Below are 25,794 nucleotides of genomic sequence, written 5' to 3'. Positions count from 1 at the left end.
ATCGGTTAGGAGCGGGCGGCGCGGCCGCGAGCGAGGGCGAATCCGGCCGCGGCCAGACCGAGGACGCCGACGATCAGTCCGGCGATGCCCAGGCCGCGCGCCGTCGAGTCACTGCTCGACGCCGAGCTCTTGGCCGAGGCAGCCGGAGACGAGCCCGAACGGGACGCCGTACCCGAGCCCGACGACGAGTCCGAGGTGGAAGCCTCGTCGGAACCGTCCTCCCCCGCGGCCTTGGCCGTGAGCGCGAGGACGGGCGCCGGGTTCTCCGGCTCCTCGCCGCCCTTCGGCGTCGCCTCGATCCAGCGGGCGACATTGCCGTCCGAGTAGGTCTGCAGCGTCTTGAAGCTCAACTCGTCGGTGTTGTCCGGGAGCTGACCGAAGGCGACGTCGAAGTCCTGGTACTCGCCGTGGCGGATCCGGCCGCCGGTCCAGGTGATCTCGGAGACGGCGTCGGTGATCGTGCCGTCGTCCGTCTTGACGGGCGTCTTGAGCTTGGTGGTCGTCACCTTCGCGGTCCAGCCCGCCTGGGGCGTGACCAGGACACCCAGGACCGGATGGTCGGTGGGCAGGAAGACCTGCACCTTGGTGGTGCTGGCGGTGTCCTCCTCGTTGGGGACGCGGAAGGTCAGGACGCCGTCCGTGGCGCCCTTGGCGTAGCTCTCGGGGTGGACCGTCACATGTGCGAAGGCCACACCCGAGGCGGCCAGGACTCCGGCCGTGGTGAGGGCGGCGACGAGGCCGGCTCGGCGCAGGGTGGTGCGTATGGGGGACATCAGGGGAACTCCGTACGAGTGTGGATACGGTCAGGGCGTGAAGGCGAGCCCTGCCGGCGGTCCCCGACGGGAGACGGCGTGCCGCAGCAACAGCTGCCGAAGTGGCCACGGCTCCACGTGATTTTGGCGTACGGCGTCCCGGCGGGACCGTGCGTGAGACGGTCCCGTCCGCCCCCGCCACCATGCCGCGAGCCCCGGCACAAGTGCCACGGCCCACCGCAGCAGGGACCACAGCGCGGCCTCGCCGCGCCGCAGCCACCAGGTCGCGAGCAGGGCCGCGGCCACATGCGCGGCGGTGGCGTGGGGCGTCAGGGCGTGGATGTGCGCGTGCGTCATGTGCGCCCCGTGCATGTTCATCGCCATGCGCGGCCGGGCGGCCTCGAACCCGAGGTGGAGTCCGGCCTGCGCGGCCAGCATTCCGCCGCCGATCCCGAGCAGCGACCGCTCCCGGCCGCCCAGCAGACAGCCGGCCGCGAAGACGGCGAGGAATCCGGCACCGTCCGCCCAGAACGGCGGTGCCTCCCCCGTCGCCAGCCCGTGCCCCCCGGCGGCCAGCAGCACGCACAGCACGGCGAACACCGCCGCGCGCAAGCTCCGTACTGCCAGGGACGCACTCATGGAGCCCAGATACTGCCACGGTGAGCGAGCGGGCGTCGCGACTTCCGGAGCAGCGGCCTCCTCCACTGAGGTGCGGGCGGCCCAGGGGGTGTTGTCGTCGCTCGGGTAGGGTCGGGCCGATCCTGGGAGGGACCTGACATGCAACTTCGCTGTGCCGTGCTGGACGACTTTCAGGGCGTCGCGACCGAGATGGCGGACTGGTCGCCGGTCTCGGGCGAGGTGGAGGTCGTCAGCTTCACCGAGCACTTCCCCGGCGAGGACACGTTGGCCGCCGCCCTCGCGGACTTCGACATCGTCGTCACCTTGCGCGAGCGGGTGCCCTTCCCGGCGTCGCTGCTGGCCCGGCTGCCGCGGCTGAAGCTGCTGATCGCCTCCGGGATGCGCAACTCGGTGATCGACTACGCGGCCGCCGAGGCGCACGGCGTGACCGTGTGCGGCACTCCGAGCTCCTCGACCCCGCCGGTCGAGCTGACGTGGGCGCTGCTGCTCGGCCTCGCGCGGGGCATCGTCGCGGAGCACAACGCGCTGCGGGCGGGCGGTCCTTGGCAGAGCACGGTCGGCGCCGATCTGCACGGCCGCCGGCTCGGTCTGCTCGGACTCGGGAAGATCGGCGGCCGGGTGGCTCAGGTGGGCCTCGCCTTCGGCATGCAGGTCGGCGCGTGGAGCCAGAACCTCACCAAGGAGCGCGCCGACGAGGTAGGGGTGGAGCGTGCCGCCTCCAAGGAGGAGTTGCTCGCGAGCAGCGACTTCGTCTCCGTCCACCTGGCGCTCGGCGACCGCACCCGGGGTCTGATCGGCGCCGCCGAGCTGGACCTCTTCAAGCCGACCGCCTACCTCGTCAACACCTCCCGGGCGGCGATCGTCGACCAGGACGCGCTGCTCGACGCGCTGCACGACGGCCGGATCGCGGGAGCGGGCGTCGACGTGTTCGACATCGAGCCGCTCCCCGCCGACCACCCGATGCGCTCGGCCCCACGGCTGCTGGCCACGCCGCACCTCGGCTATGTGTCGCGGGCCAACTACGAGACGTACTACGGCGCGGCGGTCGAGGACATCCAGGCGTTCCTGGCGGGCACGCCCGTACGCCGGCTGGGCTGAGCAACCACCAGGCGCCCCAGGCCACCACGGGACACCACGGGCCACCAAGCACCTCGGGCGGCCTCAGGCCACCGGGTGCCTCAGGCCGTCGCGGGCCGCCAGTAGAGGCCGTTCTGCCGGTGCAGATGATGCAGGTCCACCAGATACCGCCGTAGCGTCACATGGTCGACCGGCGCGTCCTCGCACCAGGCGCGCAGCTTCTCGTTCACGGTCCGCTCCGGGTACTCGACGCCCGGCTCGAAGGTCCGCTCGGCGATGTGCCGGAGCACGACCAGCTTGCGCTCCCACTGGGCGGGCAGCCGCACCAGGCGCCCGTCCCGCACGAAGGTCCGCAGGACCGTCTCGCTCTGCTCGTCCCCGGAGCCGTAGCTCTCGGCGAGTGGCACCGCCCGCGCGGAGCGCGCGAGTTCCCGGAAGCGGCCGTAGGCGACGCCCAGTCCCCCGTCGTCGCGCGTGATCACCCCCTGCTCCTGAAGGCGCCGCAGCGCCACGGCCGCGTCCTTCGGGGACAGTCCCGCCTTCTCCATGACCTTCGCGGGGGTGTCCGCGCCAAGGGCCACAGCGGCGAAGGCACGTGCCCTGGTCTCCTCGGCGAACAGGCCGATCACGCCGGCAACGCCGGCGAGGCCGGTCACGCCGGTTGTCGGGTCGGTCGCTTCGTCGGTCGCTTGGTCGGTCGGCATGTCCGGCAGGCTAGTTGAGGGGATACCGCGAGCCGAAGTGAATTTCCGCCCCTGCGACACGGCAGGCGGACGTACTGGCCTGTGCGGAAAGAGTGATCCCCGGATGAACGCCGTGACCAGGTGTGGATGGGCGCGTTGAAGGGGGCGTGCGGTCGCGCCCATGCAGCCGCGCAGCCACCGAGTCAAAGGAGAACGTGATGTCTCGCATCGCTAAGGCCGCTGTTGTCGCTGTCGGCACGGGCGCCGTGGTGCTCAGCGGAGCCGGCCTGGCCCTGGCGGACGCGGGCGCCCAGGGCGAGGCCGTCGGCTCCCCCGGCGTCGTTTCGGGCAACGTCATCCAGGTCCCGGTCAACGTGCCGGTCAACCTGTGTGGGAACACCGTCAACATCATCGCCCTACTGAACCCGACGTTCGGCAACACCTGCGTGAACGACGGCGGGCACGACAAGGGCCACGGCGGCTACGGCTACGGCAACTGACACCTGACGCACGCACGAAGAAGGCCCCCGGCAGCACTCTCTGCCGGGGGCCTCGCCGTATGACGTGTCCTACGCGTACCGGAACGGTCCTACGCGTACCGGTACACCTTGCTGTGGTCCTCCATCGCGTCCGGTGTCACGCTCCACGGCGGCATCGCCTCGTGCCGTGCGATGACCCGGCCGTACTGTGAGTCGCCCAGCCCTGGCGGTCGCGCGGGCAGATAGCGCGCGCCGGGGTGCCGCTTCTGCCAGCGGGACCACTGGAGGTCCACGAAGGCGTGGTGCAGCCAGAAGACGGGGTCGTTGACCGAGGCGCCGCCGAGCATATGGCCGCCGACCCAGCGGTGGACCCGGTTGTGGTTGCGCCAGGCCACGCTGCCGGAGCCCCGTCCCCATCCTTCGAGCCTGTTGCGGAACCCTTCGGTGGACGTGGAGTTCCAGGGGGCCGTGTCGTAGACAGGATCTCCCAGGGCGGAGTCCAGCTCGCTCTTCGTGGGCAGCTGGATCGGGTTCTGCGGGCGGCCGAACTCGCGCGTGAGGAACTCGCCGTCGGTCACCCCCTCCTTGATGGTCCACTTCCCGTGCGCGTAGGCGAAGGGCCCGGTCATGACCTGCCGGTCCGAGCGCCGTCCGTCGCCGCCGAGCAGGTCCTTGGTCCACGGCGCGGAGGACGGCGTGCGGTCCCGCGTCCAGTCCCAGTACGGCACGCTCACCCCGGAGTCGACGCGGCGCAGCGCCCGTTCCAGGTCCAGCAGGAACCGCCGGTGCCAGGGCAGGAAGGAGGGCGCCATATGGGCCGTACGCAGTCCGCCGTCGCCGTCCGGGACGTAGTACTCGATGTGCATCCGGACGAACTCGTCGTACTCGCCCCTGCGTTTGACCTCCAGCATCGCGGCGACGAAGCGGCGCCGCTCGGCGCGGGTCAGCGTGCTGACGTCCTTACGCGTGTACACCATGCTGGTGGCCGCCCCCCTTCGCGCCGCTGCCCGTCACGCCGTTGCCGGCCGCGTTCATGTCCCGCAGATGTTCCGAGGGGCCGAGTTCGTCGACGGCCGCGCGGGCCGCGGCGAGTGGGGTGGGGTACGACTGGTAGTGGTCCACCATGCTCAGATAGCTGCCGTCCGCGCGGCGCATCAGATGCAAGGGCCGGCCGTCGACGGTGACATGCCACTCGCCGCCGTCGAACGCGGCCCGGCCGTCCAGGCCGGTCCGCGTACCGAGGATGTGCCGGCCGCGGTACACCTCGTCGAAGGAGAAGTCCTGGGTACGAGGCGGGCGCGGGGGCCGCGAGGCCGCGACGACCGGGGTGAGCGCCACGGCGACGGCCGACACGAGCAGGCCGCGCATCGCGCCCCGCCGGGTCACCGGCACTCCGCTCGACACACGGCTCGACATGCCACTCGGTACTCTGCTCGGCACCCTGCTGACGAACATGGTTCTCTCCTCGGCGGATCGGGCCGGCTTCACTCGGCCTCAGTCGGGTTCAACGACGGCGGCCCCCGGTGGTTCGGGCCGCGGGCCCGGGGCAGACACCCGGGCCTCACCCCCGGGTGTGGCTAGGCCCCGGACCCCGTCTCCAGATTCGCGCCGGGCACGGTCTTCAACAGCGGTGCGAGCACGGCGGCCTGCGGGAGCTTCAGATCCGGGAGGCCGAACCTGTCGGAGTTCGGCGCGGTGAGCGGGGCGTCCGGGGACAGCCCGGGGGTCAGCGTCCGCAGGTCGGCCGCGGGCGCACCGACACCGAGGTGGTCGAAGCCGTGCCCGAGGATGTGCGGGAGGGGCGTGCGGATGTCCGCCCCGGGCAGCCCGGCGGCGAGCGGCAGTTGCGGTACGGCCCGATCGGGAAGCAGCCGACCCTCGACATACCGGGGCCCCTCGGGCGCGCCCGGCATGGGCAGCGGCAGCTGCCCGGCGATCTTGGGCGCCCGCAGGTTGAGGGACTGCTCGACACCGTTCAGCGGTACGGGGATGGGGACCGTGTCAGCCGCGACGGCGGGGGCCGCGGCGGCGGCGCCCACCGCTGCCGCGACGCCGGTCATGACGGCGGCGAGAGTTCCTCGTGTGGTCGGCTTCATCTCAGGTACGGTCCCTTTCAGGCTTCGGGGGCTCAGCGTCCGTACCGCGTAACGATCCTGAGAACGCCATCAGTTCAAGATTCCCCCGACGGGCCCAATAGTCGGCTCGTCCGCATAGTGAGCCGTCCCGATAATCGGCTCGTCCCAATATTCAGCTGGTCCAGAAATCCCACCAGCGGGTCAGGATCAGCATCCCGATGATGCCGATGTGCAGCACCGGCGGGACCCAGGTGAACTCCCCGAGGAATCCTCTCAACCAGCCCGGCGCGGGCAGGAATTCATTTCGTACGTTGAACGACGTCACGTACCAGAACATGATGATCGTGGCGACCCACGCCAGACAGCACCACAGGCACAGCGAGTTGATGCGGTAGAGCGACTGGAACTGCAGCCAGGTGCAGAATCCGACGCCGAAGAGCGTGCCCGCGTTGAAGGTCAGCCAGTACCAGCGCGGGAAGACGGCCCGGGCGAGCAGGCTCATGCCGACGCAGATGACAATGCCGTACGCCACCAGGCCCAGCATCGGGTTGGGGAACCCGAAGGCCGAGGCCTGCTCGCTCTTCATGATGTTGCCGCAGGAGACGACCGGGTTCAGGCTGCACCCGGGCACGAAGTTCGGGTTCTCCAGCAGCTTGAACTTGTCGATCGTGATGACCCACGCGGCAAGAAGACCCGCCGCACCGGTGATCACCAGCAGCAGGGCGAACGCGCGGCTGCCGCCCGCGGTCCGCACCACCGCCCCGCCGCCGCCCGTCACCCGTCCCGCGGTGGACGTCATCAGCCGCGCAGGCTGCGCACGGGCAGGAGCACATGCGCCGCGCTGAGCAGGGTCCCCTCGTCACCCGCGAAGGCCGCCAGGCTCTCCGGCTCGACGGGCTTGCCGGGCACGGCGTCGGGCCAGGCACGGGTGGCGAACAGGAAGTAGGCGTAGCCGCGTTCGCCGACCGCCGCGAGCCACTCCGGCGGCACGAGGCACTGGGCGTTGAGGTGCGGCATCGTGACGACGGCCTGGCCCGCCTGGACGAGCAGGGTGAGCGGCAGGCTCGGCCGCCGGGAACCGTCGAGGAGCGTGTCGCCGACGGGCAGACCGTTGTCGCTCAGCAGCCGCTCGACGGCGGCCTTGGTGCCCTCCGGGCCGCCTTCGCCGTCGCCCAGGGAGTAGGCGAGGAGATAGGGCATGTCGCCGTCGGGAGCATCACCGCTGAACGCGATGACGGCGAGCGTGCCGAGATCGGCGGCCCGGAAAGGGCGCGTTTCGCTTGAGGTTGAGGTCACCGCGGAACCCTATCGACGCGCCCTAACGGGCCCCGCCGATTTCTCACCCACTCGGGCGATACCCCGGCGGCCGACCACACGAACGAGGGACGCTTTTCGAACAGCGCGAAAGGGCCGACTCCGTGGGATGCGGAGTCGGCCCTTTCAGAACGCGTACAACACCGCGCACGACATCAATGGACGTCGACGGTCGGTGTACGACGTCAGTCGTTGATGCAGGCGTTGCCGATCGCCGGGTTCAGCACGCCGACGACGTTGACCGTGTTGCCGCAGATGTTCACCGGCACGTGCACGGGGACCTGAATGACGTTGCCGGAGAGGACACCCGGGGACTTGAGCGCCGCGCCCTCGGCACCGGCGTCGGCGAAGGCGCTGCCCGAGGCGGCGCCCGCGGCCATACTCGCGGTGGCGAAGATAAGAGCGGCCTTCTTGGCAGTGTTCATCGTCAGCCCTTTCCTGGGAGATTTGCCCCAAAGCCTAGGGAGATGCCCGCAGGCCTTGCGGAAAGACACGCGATGAAAGAGAACCGGTTAGTGCGGGAGGGGAAGTCCGCCGAGGAGCTGCGAGGGGCCGCCGGCCGCGTTGAGCGCCTTCGTCGCGCCGTTCACGGTGCTGAGCACGGAGCTCTTGTTCTCGGTGTCGAGCGCGTTCGACTGGTGCTGCAGGGGCTGCACGTCCTCCAGGCTGAGCGAGTGCTGGCTGGTGATGGTCTCCAGGGCGCCGTTGAGGCTGGTGGGCATGGTGTCGGAAGCCTCGACGGCAAAGGCGGGCGCGGCGGCACCAGCGATGACCATGGACCCGGCGACGACAGCGGCGGCCTTCAGGGACTTCATCATGTTCCTTTCTTCGGCAACTCATTCACCAGAGGGAATTCCTCTTCGCCCCGACTAACGAGCCCCGGACCCGACGGAAACCCCGCGTGCAGAAATTTCCTGCACCCCACCCGAATGAACGGCGTGTCGCATTCTCATATAAGACCCCCACACTCACACAGCCGCCGCGCCGACCAGGGACGGTCGGCACGACGGCTGGGTGGCGACTGCTTCGCCTCGGACCGCTCTCCGCGCTCAGGAGGCGGGCAGCAGGCCGGTCGTCGGCAGCGAACTCGTGGGCAGCGCGGTCGTCGGCAACGTGCTCGTCAGGCTCGGGAGCGGCGGCAGGCCGGGCAGGTTCGGCACCGGCAGTCCGCCGCCGAGCACCGTGGCGACGACGAAGTTGACGAGGCCCGTCACGACGGCGGTGGCCGCGGGCACGACCTGGGTGACGTCGCCGGACGTGACCGCCTTGAGCAGCGTGTCGACCGCGGTCTGCAGGGCGGTCAGCGCGTCACCCTTGAGGTCCGTCGGAGCCTCGGCGCGGGCCGCCTTGGCGCTCTTCGTCAGCGAGGGCAGGGTGGGCACCGCCGTCGGAAGCGTGGGCGTCGCGGGCAGGGTCGTCGCGGCTGTGTCCGTCGCCGTGGCCGGGTCGGTGGTCGGGGAGGGCAGCGCGACCGGGGGTGTCACCGGAGCCACCACGGTGACCTTGGCGATCGCGTCCTTGACGGCCTGACCGAGCGTCGCCGCCTGGTCGGCGGAGAGCTGGCCGTTGTCCGCCTTGAGCACGGCGTTGAGCAGATCGGTGACCGGGGCCAGTACGCCGCCGATGTCGCCCAGGGCCTGGACCTGCGCCAGAAGCGCGTCCGCGCCGGGTACGGGTGCCGCCGCATGGGTGCGGCCACGCGCCGAGTCGCCGTCCGCGGCTATCGCGACCGGTGCGGCGATCCCCAGCAGGAGCGTGGCGCAGAGTACGGAGGAGGCTATGCGCCGTGCGGGCAGAGCTCGCATGGATGTTCCCTTCGATGGTTGCATCGGATCTTGTGCTCACCGTGTAAGCGATCATCGCCGCCTGCAACCGATCGTCTGCTCCGCGTAGCGGCCCGACACCCTGGCCACCGGCGTCATCCCTGGTGAGGGGCCATGCCGGGAGCTCACCACCCCCTTCCCTCCATTCGGGGCAACGCGGACCGGCCGTCCTCCCCATGGGGAGGACGGCCGGCAGAAGGGGCCGCGCTGACGTCAGTCGTTGGCGCAGGTGTTGCCGAACGTGGGGTTCAGCAGAGCGATGATGTTGACGGTGTTCCCGCAGACGTTGACCGGGACGTGGACGGGAACCTGGATGACATTGCCCGACACAACGCCCGGGGAGTGGGCGGCAACGCCGTGTGCGTCGCTGTCGGCGGCGGCGATGCCGGCGGTGCCCGCCATTGCGGCGGCAGCAACGGAGGTCAGGGCCAGGCCCTTCGCGATACGCGACATGGGGAAGTGCTCCTTGGGAGTCGACACAGCATCCGGGCGGGGATGCCCGGCTCTGGAATCAACGCGCGGCACACGCGCGGGTTGTGCCTCCAAAGGGGTGATCTCGCGACCGCCGGCTTCACGATTCCGACACACTTGTCGGGTTTCATAGAATAAATACGGATAGCAGCTAGAGTCGGGCACCTCCCGAGGCCGCTTGGAAACAGACGTCGGCAGACGTCGGAATCAGACGGGGAGTCAACGCGCACACATGTGATCTGCAGATTTCCGTCCGTCCGCTGGTCCAGAACCTTTTCCGCCGAAAGGGCACCGCCGGTCATGCGTAATTCCCCAGGTCTTCTGCTGCGCCGTGCGATGGTGGGCTGCTCCGCCCTCGCCACTCTCTGGGCACCCGGCCCCGCGACGGCCGCACCGCCCGCCGCGGAGGCGAAGAGCCTCAACTTCACGCAGCGGTACCACGCGCTCCAGCACGGCGGAATCGTGCGGGCGGCCAACGCGTCCATCAGCTGTCGTACGACTCCCGCCGCCCTCCGCGCCCTCCGCGCGGCGGCCCCCTCGTGCCCCGACGCGCGCGAGGGCGGGTCCGGCGCGAACGGCGACTTCGACATGTACTACATCGACGTCGACAAGGACCCGAACACCTACAACTCCAGCCGCGCGGAGGTCCGTCTGCCCGAGGGCGCCCACGTCACGTACGCGCGGCTGTACTGGGGCGGCAACCTCCGTGTCGGCGAGCAGAAGCCGCCGAAGGCCAACGGGCGGGTGCTGATCGCCGAACCCGGCGGCGAGTACAAGGCGGTGCTCGCGGACCAGGTGATCGGGCACCGGGTGGCGCGCGGGGCCGACGCGTTCCAGGCCTCCGCGGACGTCACCAAGCTGGTGCGGGCGAGTGGTTCGGGGCTGTACACGGTGGCCCAGGTCAATGTGGCGATGGGCAAGTCCGCCGCCGGGGCCTGGGGCGGCTGGACCCTGATGGTCGCGTACGAGAAGAAGTCGGAGCCGCTGCGGCATCTGTCGGTGTGGGACGGCTTCGACACGCTCGGCCCGCGCGAGGACCGGGAGATCCGGCTGTCCCGTATGCCGTTCCCCGAGAACGCCGGCGGCCGGGTAGGGCTTGTCGCGTACAACGGCGACCGCGGGAGCAAGGGCGACTCGCTGACCGTGTCGACCGGGCACGGCGAGCCGACGGCACTGGGCGACTCGGCCAATCCCGGTGACGACGTACTGAACTCGACGATCAGCGACCCGGAGACCGTCGCCATGGACCGGGCGCCCGCGTACCCGAACACGCTCGGCTACGACTCCGACGTCCTCGAACTCGGTAAGGGGATCCGGCCCGGGGGTGACCAGTTGGCCTTCCGGCTCGTTTCGCAGCGGGACGCGGCCTGGGTCGGGGCACTGTTCGCCGCCGTCGACGCGAAGCAGTGACGCGCGCCTCCGCGCGCCCGTGAGCGAGGAACCGCGCATGCAACTGTCAACCGCCCCTCCGTCGCGGGTCCTTCACCTCACCCAGCCCGTCGACGGCGGTGTCGCCCGGGTGGTTATGGACCTGGTGAGGGCACAGCTCGCCACCGGGACGCATGTCACCGTCGCGTGTCCGGACGACGGGGGGTTCTCCCAGGCGCTCCGGGCGCTCGGCGCCGACGTACGGCCTTGGCAGGCGACGCGTGCGCCGGGGCCGCTGCTGCCGCGGGAGGTACGACGGCTCGGTCGTGTCGTCGCGCGGGCGCGGCCCGATGTGGTGCACGCGCACAGCGCCAAGGCCGGGCTCGCGGCCCGGCTCGCCGTGCGCGGGCGGGTGCCGACCGTGTTCCAGCCGCACGCCTGGTCGTTCGAGGCCGTCGACGGGGTCGCCGCGCGGTTCGCGCTGACGTGGGAGCGGTGGGGGGCGCGCTGGGCGTCCCGGGTGGTGTGTGTGAGCGAGGCGGAGCGCGCGACCGGCGTACGCGCCGGGGTGCGCGCGCGGTGGTGTGTGATCCCCAACGGGGTCGACGCGGCGCGTTTCCACCCGGCTGCCGTGGACCCCGTACGGGCCGGGATTCCGCTGCTCGCCGCGGCCGGGGTCGATGCGACGACTCCGCTGGTGGTCTGCGTGGGGCGGCTGTGCCGGCAGAAGGGGCAGGACGTTCTGCTGGAGGCGTGGAGTTCGGTGCGGCGGCGGGTGCCCGGGGCCCGGCTCGTGCTGGTGGGCGACGGGCCGGACGCGGAGCGGCTGCGCGCCCGGGCGCCCGGCGACGTGCTGTTCGCGGGGGCCGCTCCCGATGCCGTGCCCTGGTACCAGGCCGCCGATCTGGTGGTGCTGCCGTCCCGTTGGGAAGGCATGGCGCTGGCTCCGCTGGAGGCCATGGCCTGCGGGCGCCCGGTCGTGCTGACCGATGTGGACGGCGCCCGGGAGAGCCTGCCGCCGGGACTCGGCACGCGCTGTCTGGTGCCCGCTGAGGCGCCCGGCCCGCTGGCCGAGGCGATCTGCGGCCTGCTGTCCGATCCGCTGCTGTGTGAGTCGCTCGGCAACCAGGGTCGCCGCCACGTACTGACCACGCACGACGTGCGACGCGCGACCGACGCGGTCGCGGAGGTGTACCGCGAACTGCTGAGCGGCCGTCAGGCACAGCACGCCGGGCGCGTCAGGTGCGGGGACCACACCGAGTGCAGGGAGTCCAGCCACACGTGACTGCGGAAAGCGCCGTTCCCTCCCCCGGCGGACAGCCCCGGGAGTACGGATTCTCGCCCGTCTCGGTCATCCCTCCACGCGGGGCCGTCGGCGGCTTCAGGTTCCCGGCCGGGCAGCGCACCACCGCGCGGCCCGCCTCGTGGCTGCCGCTGGTCGCCGTGGACGGCATCGCGGCGCTGGCCACCGGGCAGGCGCTCAGCGAGACCCAGCGGCACCCGCTGCTCGTCGTCGCGCTGCTGCTCGGCGTGGTCGGCCTGAACACGCGGGCGTCGCTGTACCTCCCCGAGCCCGTGCCCGCCGTGCTGGACGAACTGCCCGCGGTCTGCGCGCGGATCGTGGTGACCTGGTGCACGCTCGCGGCCCTGCTGGCGGCGCTGTCCCCGGCCGGCGAGCTGTCCGCCCGGACCCTGGCCGCGGGCTGCGCCCTGCAGTCGGCGGTGAGCTGCGCCGGGCGCGGCACGGTGCACTGGCGGCGCCGCCGGGCCCTTGTGCTGCGCCCCAGCACCGCCCTGGTGATCGGCCCCGCCGCGACGGCCCAGCGGGTGTCCGCGGCCTTCCTGCGCCATCCGGGATGCGGGGTACGGCCGGTGGGCATCGTCGCCGACCAGCCGGCCGGAGGCGAGGGACTGCCGGTCCTGACCACCGTCGAGGAAGTGCAGCGCGCCCTCATCCAGAACAGTGTGCGGGCCGTGCTCGTCGTCGAGCCGCCGAGCGCGCGCGGCCCGCTGCTGCGGGCGCTGGCCGAGGCGGGCTGCGCGCTGTGGGAGGTCGACGCGGACTCGTCCTCGTACGACAAGGCCGGCCATCACACGCTCGCCGGGTTCTCCTGCCGGCGGCTGTCCGTCGTGCGGCGCCGTGGCAGCGTCGGCAAGCGGCTTCTCGACGTCGCCGTTTCCGGGACACTGTTGCTGCTGGTCAGCCCGCTGCTACTGGTGTGCGCGGTGGCGCTGCGGCTGAGCGACGGGCCCGGTGTGGTCTTCAAGCAGGAGCGCATCGGCAAGGACGGGCGGCCCTTCACGCTGCTGAAGTTCCGCACCCACCGCCCGGTCGACGCGCACGAGGCCGCGACCCGCTGGAGCGTCGCGAACGAGCGGGAGATGAGCCCCTTCTGCCACTTCCTGCGGCGCACCTCGCTCGACGAGCTGCTCCAGCTCTGGAACGTCTTCTGGGGCGATATGAGCCTGGTCGGCCCACGCCCCGAACGGCCTTATTTCGTGGGCAAGTTCAGTCAGGCCTATCCGGGTTACGCGGCCCGGCACCGGATGCAGACCGGCATCACGGGTCTCGCCCAGATCCACGGGCTGCGCGGCGACACCTCGATCGAGGACCGCTGCCGGTTCGACAACGCGTACATCGACAACTGGTCGCTGTGGCAGGACATCTGCATCCTGCTGCGCACCGCCGCCGCACTCGTACGCTCGACGGGGAGCTGAGCCGATGAGCCAAGCCCTGCCCCTTACGCCTCTGGACACGATGGCGTCCGCTCTGCGGCGCGCGCTGCCCGTGCTGCCGGTCGTGGCGGTGATCGCCCTGCTCGGGCTACCCGTCGCACCCGGCGGCGAAAGCGGCGCGACCATCGCGGACGCCGTCTCGGGTCTGGTCGTGCTGTGCTGCGCGCTGCGTCTCCTGCGCGGCCGGCGGCGCCCCCTGTCCGGCACCGCCGCGCTGGTCATCGGGCTTCCCGTGGTCGGCCTCGCGATCGCGGCGGCCGGGGCGGCGAACCCGGGGGCCGGGATCACCGGCCTCGCCCGCTATCTGCAGATCTTCGTGCTCGTCCCGGCCGCGGTGCTGCTGCTGGTCCGGGACCGGCGCGACTTCCGGCTGCTGGCCTGGTCGTTCGTCGGTCTGGCCCTGTGGCAGGGGGCGATCGGGGTGCGCCAGTACGTCACCGGGACCGGTGCCATGTACATGGGCGAGGACATCCGGGCCGTGGGCACCTTCGGGGCCTCGGACATCATGGGGATGGCGACCGTGGTCGCCTTCGGACTGGTGTGCGCGGTCGGCCTCGCGCTCGGACCGGGTACGGCGCGGCAGCGCGCCGCCGCCATCGCGTGCTCGCTGGTGCTGCTGCTGCCGCTCGCCCTGTCGTTCAGCCGGGGCGCGTGGATCGCCACGGCCGCGACGTGCGGCGCGCAGCTGGCGCTGGCCGGGATGCGGCGCGCGGTGAAGGTGGGCGCGGCGGTGGCCGCCGCCGCGGTGATCCTGGTGGGCGGGCTCGGTGTCGGCACCGTGATGCTCCAGGAGCGGATCAGCAGCATCACGCAGGTCGCCGACGCGCCGGACCAGTCGGTCGTCGACCGGTACACGATGTGGGCGGCGGCCGTCGACATGTGGAGCGAACACCCGCTGACCGGCGTCGGTCTGAAGGCGTTCCCCGACCACCGCGACGGACACGCCTCGCTCGCCCTCTCCTCGGGCAGCGACACCGGAGGCGCCGGCGCCGCCTACCGCAAGCAGCCGCTGCTCTCCCCGCACAACATGTATCTGCTGGTGCTCAGCGAGCAGGGTCTGATCGGACTGCTCGCCCTCGCGGGCAGCTGGCTGGCCCTGCTGGTGTGCGGGCTGCGCGGGCTCGTCCGGGTGCGGCGGACGCCGTCGGGCATCGACTGCGCGCTCGTCGGCTGCGGGCTGCTCATCTGGCAGTTGATCGACTTCGTGTACGCCGACATCGGCGGCCCCTCGACGGTGCTGACGGCCGTCGTCTTCGGGCTCGTGGGCTGGTGGGCGCTGGTGGACCAGGCCTCCCCGGCCTCCGTGAACTCCACGGCGCGCGGAGCGTCGCGCACGCCGGTTTCGCCGGCCGCGTCGGGCCCGTCGCCAGAGGCCGCGACACGATGACGGTGACGCCGCCGCGGGCTGACAGCGACCCCGAGGCCGGGACCGACACCGGGACCGACGCCGAGACCGGCGCCGACGGCTCGGTGCTCCTCCCGGCCGCCCGCAGCGCTTCCCCGGCCCCCGCCACGTCCCTGGAGCCCGCCTCCCACCGCTTCCTCGCCAAGGCCGCCCTCGTCACCATCGGGCTCTCGATCGCCGGAGCCCTGCTGGGCCTCGGCCGTGACCAGGCGCTGGCGCATCTCTTCGGGGCCGGGTCCGAGACGGACGCCTTCCTGGTCGCCTGGACAGTCCCGGAGTTCGCCTCGACGCTGCTGATCGAGGACGGGCTGGCCTTCGTGCTGATCCCCGCGTTCAGCCTGGCCGTCGCCCGTCGCGCCCAGGGTGCGGCCGGCGACCCGGTCCGTTCCCTGGTGGCCGCCACGCTGCCCCGGCTGTCGCTGGCCTTCATGGCCGTGTCCGGGGCGCTGATCCTGGGGGCGCCGTACCTGGTCGCGGCCCTCGCACCCGGCCTGCCCGATCCCGGGCTCGCCGTGGACTGCACCCGGCTGACCGCGACCTGCGTCCTGAGCTTCGGGCTCGCCGGGTACTGCAGCGCGGCGCTGCGGGCGCACCGGCGGTTCGTCGCGCCCGCGGTGATCTACGTGGCGTACAACATCGGCATCATCACCGCGATGTTCGTCCTCGGCGGCCACTGGGGCGTGCGCTCGGCGGCCCTGGGTGTCGCGGTCGGCGGCGCACTGATGGTGGCGGTGCAGGTGCCCTCGCTCTGGCGGCAGCTCAGGCACCGGGAGGCGACCGAGGCCGACCTGGGCGGCGAGGCGGCCCGCCCGATGGACCTGACCCTGATCACCACGGTGCTGCTCTTCGGGCTGTGCCGTCAGTCGCAGGTCCTCATCGAACGCTTCCTGGCCTCCTCGCTGCCCGCGGGCGCCATCTCGCATCTGAACTACGCCCAGAAAGTGGCCCAGATGCCGATGGTGCTCTCGCTGATGCTGTGCACCGTCACCTTCCCGGTGGTCGCGCAGGCGCTCGCCGAGGGTGACACCGAGCGGGCCCGCACCCGTGTGGAGCGCGACCTGGCGCTCGTCTCCTGCACGGTGCTCCTGGGTACGGCGGCGGTCGTCGCGTGCGCTCCGCAGATCATCGAACTGCTCTTCCAGCGCGGCGCGTTCACCGCTCAGGACACCGCCGCCACCGCCGCCGTGATGCGCGTGTACGCCGTCGGGCTGCTCGGTCAGGTACTGGTGGGCGCGCTCGTCCGCTCGTACTTCTCCCGAGGACGACCCACCTGGTACCCGCTGTTCGCGATGACCGCGGGGATCATCGCGACCTCCTGGATCGGCGCGCTGACCGTCGGCTCCTGGGGGGTGTGCGGGATCGCCGCCGCCAACGCCGCCGGCATCACCGTCAGCGCCCTGCTCCTGCTGTACGGCATGGGCCCGCGCAGTGTGCCGATCCACACCCGCCGTGTGGTGGTCGAGCTCGGCAAACCGGTGCGCGCGGCGCTGGTCGCCTCCGTGGCCGGGGCGCTGTGCGCGAGCCGCGCGCACTCCCCCGTGCTCGGCCTCGTCGCCGGCGGCACGGCCGTGACCGTCGTCTTCGCCCTGCTGGCCTGGGCCCTGCGGGTCCAGGGCTTCGCGCCCGCACTCCGTTCCGTCACACGAAGGCTCCCGCATGTCCGTTTCCGCTGACAACACCAACAGGTCCAACGGATCCCTCGGGTCCGACAGCCCTCGCGACACCACCGGCACCACAGGCACCAGACGCACCCCGAGACACGCGGTCCATCCGCCCCCCTGGGTGGCCATGTACCACTCCGTCGGCGACTGCTCCGACGACCCGTACCGCATCACGGTCTCCCCGGACCGCCTCGACCAGCAGCTCGGGTGGCTCCGGCGGCGCGGTCTGCGCGGGGTGAGCATGGCCGATCTGCTCGCCGCCCGCGCCCGCGGCCGGGGACAGGGCCTGGTGGGTCTCACCTTCGACGACGGGTACGCCGACTTCATCGAGTCCGCCCTTCCCCTGCTGCACCGCCACGACTGCGGCGCCACCCTCTTCGTCCTGCCCGGACGGATGGGCGGCGACAACGCCTGGGATCCGCTCGGCCCCCGCAAGCCGCTGCTGAGCAAGCAGGGCATCCGGCTCGCCGCCGCCTCCGAGGGCATCGAGGTCGGCTCGCACGGACTCACCCATGTCGATCTGACACAGGCCGACGACGCGCTCCTGCACGCCGAGGTCGCCGAAAGCAGAGCGGTGCTCTCGGAGTTGATCGGTGCTCACGTCGACGGCTTCTGCTACCCGTACGGGACCATCGACCCCCGGGTCGTCGACGCCGTACGCGGCGCCGGATACACGTACGCCTGCGCGATCGACCCCGGCCCGCTGACCGGCCCGCACGCCCTGCCCCGCGTCCACATCGGCGAGAACGACACCGCCGTACGCCTGCTGCTGAAGCACCGGCTGCACCGCGTGCGCCGGCGCCCGGTCGAGGGGGTCTGATGAAGGCCCTGCACATCATCACCGGCCTCGGCGTCGGCGGCGCGGAGCAGCAGTTGCGGCTGCTGCTAAGGCACCTGCCGGTCGACTGCGACGTGGTGACGCTCACCAACCCGGGCGCGGTCGCCGACGGGCTCACCGACGACGGCGTACGCGTCATCCACCTCGGCATGGCCGGGAACCGCGACGTCGCCGCCCTCCCCCGTCTGGTGAAGGTGATCCGCGCCGGCCGGTACGACCTCGTGCACACCCACCTCTACCGGGCCTGCGTGTACGGGCGGCTCGCCGCGCGTCTCGCCGGGGTGAAGGCCGTCGTGGCGACCGAACACTCGCTCGGCGACTCGCAGATGGAGGGGCGCAGGCTGAGCGCGGGCGTCCGTGCACTGTACCTGGCCAGTGAGCGCCTGGGCCGGTCCACCGTCGCCGTCTCGCCGACCGTCGCCGACCGGCTGCGCCGCTGGGGCGTGCCCGGACCCCGCATCGAGATCGTGCCCAACGGCATCGACGTGGCCCGCTTCCGCTTCGACCCGCTGCTGCGCGAACGCACCCGCCGCCGGCTCGGACTGCCGGAAGGCGCCTACGTCGTCGGAGGCATCGGCAGGCTCACGGCGGGCAAACGGTTCGACGTCCTGATCCGCGCGCTGGCCGGGCTGCCCGGCGACTACTGGCTGTTGCTGGTCGGCGGCGGCGACGAGGAGAGCGTGCTGCGGCGGGCCGCGCAGCACTCCGGGGTCGCGGACCGGGTGCTGTTCACCGGTGAGCGCCCCACCGGCGGCTTCCCCGGGGCCGATCTGCCATCGCTGATAGCCGCCATGGACGTCCTCGCCTCGCCCAGCGCCGAGGAGGCGTTCGGGCTGGCCGTCGTGGAGGCGATGGCGGCCGGACTGCCGGTGCTGTACGTCTCCTGCCCGGCCGTCGAGGACCTGCCCCCGGGCGCCGCCCGCGGGGCCCGCCGTGTCCAGGGCGGCGCGGACTCGTTCGCCCACGCCCTGGCCGGAACCCGCGCGCAGGGCCCCGCGCCCCGCTCGGTACCGCACGCCGCCCACCACTACTGCATCACGCGCAGCGCCGCACAGCTCATGGACGTGTACGCGGCCGCTGTCTCCTGCACCTGACTGGGAGTGAGTTGCTCATGACCGAAAACCCCAACAGAGGCCAACGCCCGACGGGAACGGGCTTCGCCCGCGCGAAGAAGACCCTGGTGCCGTGGTCCGTGCTCGCCGCCGGCACCGTGCTCGGCGGACTGCTCGGCGGCGCGTACGGCGTGGTGAAGACCCCGACGTACACCGCCACCAGTTACGTCATCGCCGTACCGACCGAGAAGGGGGACCCGGCGGCCGCGCTCGGCTTCGCCCAGGCGTACGGCCGTGTCGCCACGGAGCTCGCCGTGCTCGGGGACGCGCAGGTGTGGGCCGGAGTGCCGGTGAAGACGCTCCAGCGGAGCGTGCAGACCGCGACCTCGCCCGACGCCCCGATGGTCGCCGTCTCGGCCACTTCCGCACACCCGGGCATCGCCGCCGACATGGCCAACGCCGTCTCACGCTCGCTGACCCGGCACGCGAACGACAGCCAGGGCACCACCCACGTCGAACTCGTCCCGTTCTCCCGCGCGGTGAAGCCGACCGCACCGTCCTCGCCCCCGAAGAAGGTGACGGGCCTGGTGGGCGCCAGCGCGGGCGGACTGCTCGGCGGGCTGGTGCTGCTCGTGCGCCCCCGGCGGACCACGGACCCTGCGCGCCCGGCCTCCGTGCCGAGCCCGGCCCCCGCCGCCGATGTGCACGGGCAACTGTGAGCGGCACTCTGCGGGCCGACATCGGCACCGAGTCCGGCAGGACGCTGCGGGCCGAGCTCTGCACCGACGAACGCGAGTTCGCCGAGCTGGGCCCGGCCTGGGGCCGCCTGTACCGGCGGTGCGGTGCGGCCACCCCGTTCCAGAGCCACGCCTGGCTGCACTCCTGGTGGCTCTCGTACGGCACCCCCGGGCGGCTGCGCCTGGTGGTCGTGCGCGACGGCGGTGAACTCCGGGCGGTCGCGCCGCTGATGCGCGTCCGCCGGCCGCTGCCCGCGCTGGTCCCGCTCGGCGGGGCGATCTCCGACTACGGGGACGTACTCATCGACGACGAGCACACCGACCGGGCGGCGGCGACGCTCACCGAGGGGCTGTCGCGGGCCGCCCGCACCGCGCTGATCGACTTCCGTGAGGTGCGGCCCGGCGGTGCGGTGGAGCGGATCTACGAGCGCTGGCGCGGGCCCCGCCGCCGGGTGCGGGACTCGCTCTGCCTGGAGCTGCCCGCCACCTCGATGGACGAACTGGTGGGCCGGCTCCCGTCGGCGAAGGCCCAGCGCGTACGGGCCAAGCTGCGCAAGCTCACCGCGCTGGGGGTCGAGCAGCGCGCCGTGCGCCCCGACGAGGTGGACGCGGCGCTGCGGCGGCTGCTGGAGCTGCACCAATTGCAGTGGGAGGGCCGCAAGGTGACGTCGGAGCACCTCCAGGACCGGTTCTCCGAGCATCTGGTCCGGTCGGTGGGCCCGATGGTGCGCTCCGGGGACGCGGTCGTCACCGAGTTCCGGCTCGACGACACTGTGATGGCCGTGGACCTCACCCTGCTGTCGCGGAGCGTGGCGGGCGGCTATCTGTACGGCGCCCATCCGCGGCTGCGCGAACGCAAGGCGGATGTGGCGGTGATGCTGCTCAACGCCTGCGCCCAGCACACCGAGGCGGGCGGACGCGGGGCGCTGAGCCTGCTGCGCGGCGACGAGCCGTACAAGCACCACTGGCGCCCGGAGTCCGTCGTCAACCAGCGGCTGCTCCTCGCCCGGCGCCGCACCGCGCCGCTGATGTCGGCGGTCGTCTGCGACGTCGCCGCGCGGCGCCGGGGCAAGGAGCTGGTGCACCGTTGGAGGGAGCGCGGTGGCGGCAGGCCCTGAACGACCTGCCGCTCGCCCGGTCTCACCGGGTGCGCGACCACCAGTCGAGGCGCAGGCACAGCTTCCCGCCGAGCCAGTACTCGACCCAGTCGCCCAGGTCCAGCGGCGAGCAGTTGGGCGGGTGCACCGGCGTGAGCGGAACGGTCGGCTCGGGTGTGGGGTCGGATGTCTGGTCGGTGTGGCCGAAGAGCGCCTCGCGATACACCTCGGACGCCTTCGGGTTCTGCCCGCACTGCCACACACCGTGCGGGCAGTAATCGGTGAGCGAGTTGTACAGCGGCTTGTGCTCGTCCATCCACGCGAGCATGCGCTTCATGTACACCGCGTTGTCGCCGTTGCGGAAGAGCCCCCATTCAGGATAGGAAATGGGCTTGCCGTGGGATTTCGCGAAGTCCACCTGCTGCTGAAGCCCGAACGGCTCTTTCACCTGCTCGTCGAATGACAGTCCCGTCGGCTGATCGTACGAGTCCATGCCGACGATGTCGACCGTGTCGTCCCCGGGATAGCACTGCGTCCAGGGAATGGCGTCCTTGCCGCGGTTCGGGGCGAAGTCGAACCGGAATTTCTGTCCCGGCACCGCCCGCATGGTGGTGACGATTCTGTTCCAGTACTTCTTCCAGGCCTCCGGGTCGGGACCGCAGCGATGGGTGTACGTAATGCCGTTCATTTCCCAGCCGAGCACGATGACGGTGTCCTGCGCCTTCAGCTCGACCAGCCGCTCGGCGAGCGCGCGGAAATGGTGGTCGAACAGTCCGGCCGCGCCCTCGCGCAGCAGAAGGCTCACCTCGGCGTCGGAGACGTGCTCCTCGTTGCGCTCCAGCATCGGCACGTTGAGGACGAGCATCCGGTCGTCCTGCTCCTCCCGCCAGTCCGCCCAGGCGTCGAGGAATCCGGGCGCGCCCTCGATGTTGCTCCAGCGGTCGCCCGGCAGATACGTGTGCCCGACCCGCAGCTCGGCGCCGCCCAGCCAGTTGCTGAGCTCCTCCATCCGGGCGATACCGCTGGGGCCGAAGTCGAGGTAGGCGCCGATGGCAGGGGCTTCCGCGGTGGGCTTCTGCTCGGCCGCGGGCGCCGTGGTCTGCGTGGGCGTGGCGGGCGGTGTGAGGGCCGGGGTCACGGCGGTCGGCGTCACGGCGGTTGGCGTCACGGCGGTCGGTGTGACGGCCGGCGGTGTGACGGCCGGCGCGGGCGGTGCCACGACGTCGGTGGTCGAGGAGGCGGCCGGCGGCGTCACCGACGTCGGTGTCGGCGCCGGAGGATCGGCGACCCGCACCACCCCGGCACCCACGGCGTATCCCGGACCCGACGCAAGGGCGACCGACGCGACGATGCCGGCCGCGACGCTCGCCAGCCGTCTGCTCCGGGGCCGTTGCTGCTGTGGGGCCATGCCTGCTCCTCTCCGCTTTATTGCTCTGTTGTGCTCGATACACCCGGCGCACTCGACGTGCTTGATGCTCCGATATCCATTCCGACTACTGACACTCAGTCATATGAATACCCATTCCGCCAACCGAGGCTTCGGCCTTCGAGTGTGATGTTCACCCGCACGGGTGACCGATCCGGAGGAAACTGTCCGTGCCGTTTCTCGACACCCGCGTCCCCGCCGTTCTCCTGCGGATCGACCGGAATCCCTTTCATCATGGAACGCTGGGGGCCGTACGCTCACTCGGGAGAGCGGGCGTAGAGGTGCATGTCGTCGCCGATTCCGAGGGAAGTCCCGTACGCAGGTCGCGTTTTGTCTGTGAGATGCATCCCCCGCCACGGCCCGGTTCATCCGCCGCGGAAATCATCGCCGTATTGCGCCGAGTGGCCGCCCGCGTTTCCCGCCCCGCCGTACTGGTCCCCATGGATGACGCGAGTGCCGTGGCGGTGAGCCGGCTGCGCGAGGAACTCACCCACGGCTATCTGCTGCCGCAGCAGCCCGGCCCGCTCGCCGAGCGCGTGGCCGACAAGGCCGAACTGGCCGCCGTCTGCGAGAGCGTGGGCATTCCGCACCCGGTGACGCTGGTCCCGGAGAGCCCGGCGCAGGCGGCCGCGGCGGCCTGGCAGTTGGGGCTGCCGGTGGTGGCGAAGTGGAGCCGCCCCTGGCTGGTGCCCGCCGGGACGGGGCTGCGCAGCACGGTGGTGGTGCGCTCGGCGCAGGAGGCGCAGTCGCTGTATCTGCGCGCCGAGGAGGCGGGCAGCCGGCTGCTGCTCCAGGCCTTCCTGCCGCCCGGGCTCGACCGCGACTGGTTCTTCCACGGGTACGCCGACCGGTCCGGGGCGCTGCACGGCGGCGGGCCGGGCCGCAAGCAGCGCGCCTGGCCGCGCGGCGCCGGACTGACCGCCGTCGGCCGCTGGACGCCGAACCCGCAGCTCCAGGCGCTCGTCGAACAGCTCATCGGGAAACTCGGCTACCGCGGCATCTTCGACCTCGACTTCCGCAGGGACGACACGACGGGCCGCTACCACCTGCTCGACTTCAACCCCCGCCCCGGCGCCCAGTTCCGGCTCTTCGCGGACGGCGCCGGCCTGGACGTCGTACGCGCCCTGCACCTGGATCTGACACACCGTCCGCTGCCGGACCCGGCACCCCTGCCGGGCCGCGCGTTCGTGGTGGAGAACTACGCCCCGCTCAGCGCGCTGCGGCCGCGCGCCGGGGAGCGCGAACTGGCCTGGCACGCCCCGGACGACCGCGCCCCCGGCCTCGTGATGTGGGGCCTGTGGTGCCGCCATGTGGCGCTGCGCCTGCTGCAACGCGTACGGCGGTTGCTGCCCAAGCCGGACAAGGAGCCGCGGACGACGGCGGACACGAAGGCACTGGTGCCCGCGCCGGTCACGGAGCCGCAGCCGACAGCGGGCACGAAGGCACTGGTGCCCGCGCCGGTCGCGGAGCCACAGCCGACAGCGGGCACGAAGGCACTGGTGCCCGCGCCGGTCGCGGAGCCACAGCCGACGGCGCTCGCGACGGCGGACACCCCGCTCGTGCGACCGCCCGGCGGGCCGATCTCCCTGACCGATTCCCTGGCCGACGACGAGAAAGCGAGCAGCTGCTGATGTACGACCTCCTGGTGGTGGGAGCCGGCCCCTACGGCCTGTCCATCGCGTCCCACGCCGCGGCGGCCGGGATGAGCCTGCGTGTCCTCGGCAGGCCCATGGCGTCCTGGCGCGACCACATGCCCCGCGGCATGTTCCTGAAGTCGGAGCCGTGGGCGTCCAACCTCTCCGACCCCGAGAACCGCTGGCGCCTCGACACGTACTGCGCGGGCCGGGGTGTGGAAGCGCGGCACGGCGAGCCGATCCCGGTCGAGATGTTCGCCTCGTACGGCCTGTGGTTCGCCCGCAACGCCGTGCCGGACGTCGACGAGCGCGTCGTCGTCCGCGTCCAGCGCTGCCCCGGCGGCTTCGAGGCGACCACCGAGGACGGCGCGGTCCTGCGCGCCCGCACGGTCGCCCTGGCCGTCGGTGTCATGCCCTTCGTCGAGGTGCCCGCCGCGCTGCGCGGCCTCGGCCCCGCGTATGTCTCGCACAGCAGCCACCACGGCGAACTCTCCCGCTTCCGGGGCCGCGACGTCACGGTGATCGGCGGCGGCCAGGCCGCGCTGGAGACGGCGGCCCTGCTCGCCGAACAGGGCACGCGGGTACGGGTCCTGGCCCGCGCCGACCAGCTGAACTGGAACGACGTGCCCCCTGCCTGGGAGCGCCCCTGGTGGCAGTCGGCCCGCTCCCCGCACAGCGGCCTGGGCTGCGGCTGGCGCAACTGGTTCTACGCCGAGCGCCCCGGCCTCTTCCATCGCCTCCCGGAGACCAGCCGCGCCCGGATCGCGGCCACGGCACTGGGTCCGGCGGGCGCGTGGTGGGTGCGCGACCGCGTCGAGCCCGTCGTCGAGCTGATGCTGGGTCATGAGGTCGCGGCGGCCTACGCGTCGGGGGGCGCCGTACGGCTGGAGACGGTGACCCGCGGCGGCCGGCCGACGTCCCTGGAGACCGAACACGTCATCGCGGCCACCGGGTTCACGGCGACGCGCGAGCGGCTCGGGCTGCTCTCCGACGAACTGCGCGGGAGCCTCGCGGCGGTGGCCGACGGTTCACCGGAAGTCGGCCGGTACTTCGAGTCCTCGGTGCCGGGCCTCTTCATGGCGGGCCTGGTGACGGCCTCCGGCTTCGGCCCCGCCATGCGCTTCGTGCACGGCGCGTCCTTCACGGCGGGCACGCTCGTACGGGGCGTGCGGCGACGGTTGCGTACAGGGCCGACGGGCGGGCGGATCCCGGCGCCCGGGGCGCGGCAGCGGCGTGCGGCGGACATGGAGCTCGGCGCGGGACGCTGAGCGAGGGGTGCTGACACCGCCTCAGGAGCCGGGCTCCGGAACCGACTTGGGTGCCGGGCGCGACGAGGCGTCCGGCACCCAGAGCGAAATGCTGCTACCGGCGGGACGCGGCTCGGCCTCGTCGGTAGAGCAGGGCTCCCCCCGCCAGCAGGGCGACGCTGACGGCCGAGGCCGCGAGCACGTCCTCACTGCCGGTCTGCGGCAGCGTGGCGGGCGGACCAGGGGGCTGGTCCTGACCCGTGGGCGGCGGACCAGGGGGCTGGTCCTGACCCGTGGGGGGCGGACCAGGGGGCTGGTCGTGGCCCGTGGGGGGCGGGGTGCTGGGCGGGGTGTCGTCCGTCGGAGGCTGGTCGTGGCCCGTCGGCGGAGGGGTGTGCGGAGGAGTCGTGGGCGGGGTGTCCGTCGGAGGCTGGTCATAGCCCGTCGGCGGAGGGGTGTGCGGCGGCGTGGACGGGGGCGTGTCCTCGTCGGCGCAATCGTTGCCGAAGACGGGGTTGCCGATGCCGATCACGTCCACCGTGTCGCCACATGCCTCGACCGGAACGTCCACCGGCACCTCGGCGTGGTCACCCGACCCGACGCCGGGCGAGTCGTGCGTCTCGCCGTACGTCGAAGATCCGGATGAATCGCCGTACGGACCCGTCGAGTCACCGTAGTCGGAGCTGCCGCCGTAGCCACCGCCGTGGTCCTCGCCGTAGCCACCACCGTAGCCACCGCCGAAGTCCTCGCCGTACCCGCCGCCGTAACCGCCGCCCGAGTCGCCGGAGCCATAGCCGGAGCCGTAGCCGGACGAGTCGTCATGGGAGGAGGGGGCGGCGTGCCGCGGCGCACCGTGCGACCGGTGCGCCTCGTGCGGCTTCTGCGTGCCGCGCGACTCGTGCGACTTGTGCAAACCGTGCGATCCCGAGCCGTTGGCACAGGAGTTCCCGAACGCCGGGTTGAGCGCGGCGACGATGTTGACGGAGTTGCCGCAGGCGTTCACCGGCACGTTCACCGGAACCTGGACGGTGTTGCCCGACGCGACGCCGGGCGAGTCCGTGGCCGCTCCGTTCGCGTTCGAGTCCGCGAAGGCGGGGGTGGCGTACAGGGACAGGATGCTCGTCGCAGCCGCGGCCACGACCATTCCCTTACTCAGCGTCTGTCGCAATCTCGTGGTCTTCCTGCTTGAAGAAGTGAAGAAGTGAGGAAAGCCGGCCTTGGAACCCAAGAGTCGGTCCAAGGCCGGCCGTGACGCAGTCGAGGCAGCTGGTCTGCCGTCG

27 protein-coding genes are annotated in these 25,794 nt (G+C 72.1%); 13 read left to right on the top strand and 14 right to left on the bottom strand.

The features are described from left to right. Window positions 1-5: 5 nt before the first annotated feature. Both OIC96_RS31085 and OIC96_RS31080 read right to left on the bottom strand, forming a co-directional pair. Complete coding sequence (locus tag OIC96_RS31085) at window positions 6-773, bottom strand: YcnI family copper-binding membrane protein (RefSeq protein WP_330304681.1); 768 nt, start codon at window positions 771-773, stop codon at window positions 6-8. Between the two features lie 30 nt (window positions 774-803). Next, a complete protein-coding gene (locus tag OIC96_RS31080) occupies window positions 804-1,391 on the bottom strand; it encodes a hypothetical protein (RefSeq protein WP_330304682.1) in 588 nt (195 codons plus the stop codon). Between the two features lie 138 nt (window positions 1,392-1,529). On the opposite strand from OIC96_RS31080, the gene OIC96_RS31075 reads away from it, so the two are divergent. Beyond that, window positions 1,530-2,489, top strand: a complete 960-nt coding sequence (locus tag OIC96_RS31075) for a D-2-hydroxyacid dehydrogenase family protein (protein ID WP_330304683.1) — start codon at window positions 1,530-1,532, stop codon at window positions 2,487-2,489. An 80-nt stretch (window positions 2,490-2,569) separates the two neighbouring features. Here OIC96_RS31075 and OIC96_RS31070 read toward each other — a convergent pair whose 3' ends face one another. Next, a complete protein-coding gene (locus OIC96_RS31070) occupies window positions 2,570-3,172 on the bottom strand; it encodes a DUF2087 domain-containing protein (RefSeq protein WP_330304684.1) in 603 nt (200 codons plus the stop codon). Between the two features lie 197 nt (window positions 3,173-3,369). Here OIC96_RS31070 and OIC96_RS31065 point away from each other — a divergent pair, with 197 nt between their 5' ends. Next, entirely contained in the window at window positions 3,370-3,651 is a 282-nt protein-coding gene (locus OIC96_RS31065) for a chaplin (RefSeq protein ID WP_330304685.1), read from the top strand. 89 nt (window positions 3,652-3,740) lie between these two features. Here the strand turns inward: OIC96_RS31065 and OIC96_RS31060 are convergent, their stop codons facing one another. From OIC96_RS31060 to OIC96_RS31020, 9 genes are all read right to left on the bottom strand, one after another. Further along, window positions 3,741-4,607, bottom strand: coding sequence for a tyrosinase family protein (locus OIC96_RS31060; RefSeq protein ID WP_330304686.1), 867 nt, complete (start codon window positions 4,605-4,607; stop codon window positions 3,741-3,743). After that, complete coding sequence (locus OIC96_RS31055) at window positions 4,591-5,085, bottom strand: tyrosinase cofactor (protein WP_330304687.1); 495 nt, start codon at window positions 5,083-5,085, stop codon at window positions 4,591-4,593. The genes OIC96_RS31060 and OIC96_RS31055 overlap by 17 nt, the downstream gene beginning before the upstream one ends. A gap of 122 nt (window positions 5,086-5,207) precedes the next feature. Continuing rightward, a complete protein-coding gene (locus OIC96_RS31050; RefSeq protein ID WP_330304688.1) occupies window positions 5,208-5,726 on the bottom strand; it encodes a hypothetical protein in 519 nt (172 codons plus the stop codon). Window positions 5,727-5,877: 151 nt separating this feature from the next. Next, complete coding sequence (locus tag OIC96_RS31045) at window positions 5,878-6,504, bottom strand: vitamin K epoxide reductase family protein (protein ID WP_330304689.1); 627 nt, start codon at window positions 6,502-6,504, stop codon at window positions 5,878-5,880. After that, window positions 6,504-7,001 carry a DUF5949 family protein gene (locus OIC96_RS31040; protein ID WP_330304690.1) on the bottom strand — a complete coding sequence of 166 codons (498 nt, stop codon included), beginning with the start codon at window positions 6,999-7,001 and terminating at the stop codon, window positions 6,504-6,506. The genes OIC96_RS31045 and OIC96_RS31040 overlap by 1 nt, the downstream gene beginning before the upstream one ends. A gap of 203 nt (window positions 7,002-7,204) precedes the next feature. Then, the gene (locus tag OIC96_RS31035) at window positions 7,205-7,444 is read right to left on the bottom strand and encodes a chaplin (RefSeq protein WP_330304691.1); all 240 of its coding nucleotides are present in this window, start codon (window positions 7,442-7,444) and stop codon (window positions 7,205-7,207) included. A gap of 87 nt (window positions 7,445-7,531) precedes the next feature. Further along, on the bottom strand, window positions 7,532-7,834 hold the full coding sequence (locus tag OIC96_RS31030; RefSeq protein WP_330310106.1) for a hypothetical protein: 303 nt from the start codon (window positions 7,832-7,834) through the stop codon (window positions 7,532-7,534). Between the two features lie 234 nt (window positions 7,835-8,068). Next, window positions 8,069-8,824, bottom strand: a complete 756-nt coding sequence (locus OIC96_RS31025) for a hypothetical protein (RefSeq protein WP_330304692.1) — start codon at window positions 8,822-8,824, stop codon at window positions 8,069-8,071. 231 nt (window positions 8,825-9,055) lie between these two features. Next, on the bottom strand, window positions 9,056-9,295 hold the full coding sequence (locus OIC96_RS31020) for a chaplin (RefSeq protein ID WP_330304693.1): 240 nt from the start codon (window positions 9,293-9,295) through the stop codon (window positions 9,056-9,058). Window positions 9,296-9,613: 318 nt separating this feature from the next. On the opposite strand from OIC96_RS31020, the gene OIC96_RS31015 reads away from it, so the two are divergent. The 9 genes from OIC96_RS31015 to OIC96_RS30975 all read left to right on the top strand — a co-directional run bounded on the left by OIC96_RS31015 (window position 9,614) and on the right by OIC96_RS30975 (window position 20,228). Beyond that, entirely contained in the window at window positions 9,614-10,723 is a 1,110-nt protein-coding gene (locus OIC96_RS31015; protein WP_330304694.1) for a DUF3344 domain-containing protein, read from the top strand. Window positions 10,724-10,760: 37 nt separating this feature from the next. Further along, on the top strand, window positions 10,761-11,966 hold the full coding sequence (locus tag OIC96_RS31010) for a glycosyltransferase family 4 protein (protein ID WP_330304695.1): 1,206 nt from the start codon (window positions 10,761-10,763) through the stop codon (window positions 11,964-11,966). Next, window positions 11,963-13,399: an exopolysaccharide biosynthesis polyprenyl glycosylphosphotransferase gene (locus tag OIC96_RS31005; RefSeq protein ID WP_330304696.1), complete on the top strand. Its 1,437-nt coding sequence runs from the start codon at window positions 11,963-11,965 to the stop codon at window positions 13,397-13,399. The genes OIC96_RS31010 and OIC96_RS31005 overlap by 4 nt, the downstream gene beginning before the upstream one ends. Window positions 13,400-13,403: 4 nt before the next feature. After that, a complete protein-coding gene (locus OIC96_RS31000; protein ID WP_406501655.1) occupies window positions 13,404-14,804 on the top strand; it encodes an O-antigen ligase family protein in 1,401 nt (466 codons plus the stop codon). Beyond that, complete coding sequence (gene murJ / locus OIC96_RS30995) at window positions 14,801-16,495, top strand: murein biosynthesis integral membrane protein MurJ (protein WP_330304697.1); 1,695 nt, start codon at window positions 14,801-14,803, stop codon at window positions 16,493-16,495. Before OIC96_RS31000 ends, murJ begins: the two co-directional genes overlap by 4 nt. Window positions 16,496-16,610: 115 nt before the next feature. Then, entirely contained in the window at window positions 16,611-17,303 is a 693-nt protein-coding gene (locus OIC96_RS30990; RefSeq protein WP_330310108.1) for a polysaccharide deacetylase family protein, read from the top strand. Continuing rightward, window positions 17,303-18,415: a glycosyltransferase gene (locus tag OIC96_RS30985; protein ID WP_330304698.1), complete on the top strand. Its 1,113-nt coding sequence runs from the start codon at window positions 17,303-17,305 to the stop codon at window positions 18,413-18,415. Before OIC96_RS30990 ends, OIC96_RS30985 begins: the two co-directional genes overlap by 1 nt. A gap of 17 nt (window positions 18,416-18,432) precedes the next feature. Further along, the gene (locus OIC96_RS30980; RefSeq protein WP_330304699.1) at window positions 18,433-19,092 is read left to right on the top strand and encodes a lipopolysaccharide biosynthesis protein; all 660 of its coding nucleotides are present in this window, start codon (window positions 18,433-18,435) and stop codon (window positions 19,090-19,092) included. Beyond that, the gene (locus OIC96_RS30975) at window positions 19,089-20,228 is read left to right on the top strand and encodes a GNAT family N-acetyltransferase (protein WP_330304700.1); all 1,140 of its coding nucleotides are present in this window, start codon (window positions 19,089-19,091) and stop codon (window positions 20,226-20,228) included. The genes OIC96_RS30980 and OIC96_RS30975 overlap by 4 nt, the downstream gene beginning before the upstream one ends. A gap of 22 nt (window positions 20,229-20,250) precedes the next feature. On the opposite strand, the gene OIC96_RS30970 is transcribed toward OIC96_RS30975, so the two are convergent. Next, complete coding sequence (locus OIC96_RS30970; protein ID WP_330304701.1) at window positions 20,251-21,615, bottom strand: glycoside hydrolase family 26 protein; 1,365 nt, start codon at window positions 21,613-21,615, stop codon at window positions 20,251-20,253. A 188-nt stretch (window positions 21,616-21,803) separates the two neighbouring features. Here OIC96_RS30970 and OIC96_RS30965 point away from each other — a divergent pair, with 188 nt between their 5' ends. Then, window positions 21,804-23,264: a carboxylate--amine ligase gene (locus tag OIC96_RS30965; RefSeq protein WP_330304702.1), complete on the top strand. Its 1,461-nt coding sequence runs from the start codon at window positions 21,804-21,806 to the stop codon at window positions 23,262-23,264. Continuing rightward, window positions 23,264-24,535, top strand: a complete 1,272-nt coding sequence (locus tag OIC96_RS30960) for an NAD(P)-binding domain-containing protein (protein WP_330304703.1) — start codon at window positions 23,264-23,266, stop codon at window positions 24,533-24,535. The genes OIC96_RS30965 and OIC96_RS30960 overlap by 1 nt, the downstream gene beginning before the upstream one ends. 94 nt (window positions 24,536-24,629) lie before the next feature. On the opposite strand, the gene OIC96_RS30955 is transcribed toward OIC96_RS30960, so the two are convergent. Continuing rightward, entirely contained in the window at window positions 24,630-25,658 is a 1,029-nt protein-coding gene (locus OIC96_RS30955) for a chaplin family protein (protein WP_330310109.1), read from the bottom strand. Between the last annotated feature and the right edge of the window lie 136 nt (window positions 25,659-25,794).

It is taken from the genome of Streptomyces sp. NBC_00775, assembly GCF_036347135.1.
Lineage (GTDB): Bacteria > Actinomycetota > Actinomycetes > Streptomycetales > Streptomycetaceae > Streptomyces > Streptomyces lutosisoli.
The sequence above is the reverse complement of the archived record's forward strand: the minus strand, read 5'-3'. Positions and strand labels throughout refer to the sequence as shown.

Bases quoted from the DNA above. Each gene is read 5' to 3' on its own strand.
- OIC96_RS31085 (WP_330304681.1), bottom strand. From the start codon at position 773: ATGTCCCCCATACGCACCACCCTGCGCCGAGCCGGCCTCGTCGCCGCC.
- OIC96_RS31080 (WP_330304682.1), bottom strand. From the start codon at position 1,391: ATGAGTGCGTCCCTGGCAGTACGGAGCTTGCGCGCGGCGGTGTTCGCC.
- OIC96_RS31075 (WP_330304683.1), top strand. From the start codon at position 1,530: ATGCAACTTCGCTGTGCCGTGCTGGACGACTTTCAGGGCGTCGCGACC.
- OIC96_RS31070 (WP_330304684.1), bottom strand. From the start codon at position 3,172: ATGCCGACCGACCAAGCGACCGACGAAGCGACCGACCCGACAACCGGC.
- OIC96_RS31065 (WP_330304685.1), top strand. From the start codon at position 3,370: ATGTCTCGCATCGCTAAGGCCGCTGTTGTCGCTGTCGGCACGGGCGCC.
- OIC96_RS31060 (WP_330304686.1), bottom strand. From the start codon at position 4,607: ATGGTGTACACGCGTAAGGACGTCAGCACGCTGACCCGCGCCGAGCGG.
- OIC96_RS31055 (WP_330304687.1), bottom strand. From the start codon at position 5,085: ATGTTCGTCAGCAGGGTGCCGAGCAGAGTACCGAGTGGCATGTCGAGC.
- OIC96_RS31050 (WP_330304688.1), bottom strand. From the start codon at position 5,726: ATGAAGCCGACCACACGAGGAACTCTCGCCGCCGTCATGACCGGCGTC.
- OIC96_RS31045 (WP_330304689.1), bottom strand. From the start codon at position 6,504: ATGACGTCCACCGCGGGACGGGTGACGGGCGGCGGCGGGGCGGTGGTG.
- OIC96_RS31035 (WP_330304691.1), bottom strand. From the start codon at position 7,444: ATGAACACTGCCAAGAAGGCCGCTCTTATCTTCGCCACCGCGAGTATG.
- OIC96_RS31030 (WP_330310106.1), bottom strand. From the start codon at position 7,834: ATGAAGTCCCTGAAGGCCGCCGCTGTCGTCGCCGGGTCCATGGTCATC.
- OIC96_RS31025 (WP_330304692.1), bottom strand. From the start codon at position 8,824: ATGCGAGCTCTGCCCGCACGGCGCATAGCCTCCTCCGTACTCTGCGCC.
- OIC96_RS31020 (WP_330304693.1), bottom strand. From the start codon at position 9,295: ATGTCGCGTATCGCGAAGGGCCTGGCCCTGACCTCCGTTGCTGCCGCC.
- OIC96_RS31015 (WP_330304694.1), top strand. From the start codon at position 9,614: ATGCGTAATTCCCCAGGTCTTCTGCTGCGCCGTGCGATGGTGGGCTGC.
- OIC96_RS31010 (WP_330304695.1), top strand. From the start codon at position 10,761: ATGCAACTGTCAACCGCCCCTCCGTCGCGGGTCCTTCACCTCACCCAG.
- OIC96_RS31000 (WP_406501655.1), top strand. From the start codon at position 13,404: ATGAGCCAAGCCCTGCCCCTTACGCCTCTGGACACGATGGCGTCCGCT.
- murJ (WP_330304697.1), top strand. From the start codon at position 14,801: ATGACGGTGACGCCGCCGCGGGCTGACAGCGACCCCGAGGCCGGGACC.
- OIC96_RS30990 (WP_330310108.1), top strand. From the start codon at position 16,611: ATGTACCACTCCGTCGGCGACTGCTCCGACGACCCGTACCGCATCACG.
- OIC96_RS30985 (WP_330304698.1), top strand. From the start codon at position 17,303: ATGAAGGCCCTGCACATCATCACCGGCCTCGGCGTCGGCGGCGCGGAG.
- OIC96_RS30980 (WP_330304699.1), top strand. From the start codon at position 18,433: ATGACCGAAAACCCCAACAGAGGCCAACGCCCGACGGGAACGGGCTTC.
- OIC96_RS30970 (WP_330304701.1), bottom strand. From the start codon at position 21,615: ATGGCCCCACAGCAGCAACGGCCCCGGAGCAGACGGCTGGCGAGCGTC.
- OIC96_RS30960 (WP_330304703.1), top strand. From the start codon at position 23,264: ATGTACGACCTCCTGGTGGTGGGAGCCGGCCCCTACGGCCTGTCCATC.
- OIC96_RS30955 (WP_330310109.1), bottom strand. From the start codon at position 25,658: ATGGTCGTGGCCGCGGCTGCGACGAGCATCCTGTCCCTGTACGCCACC.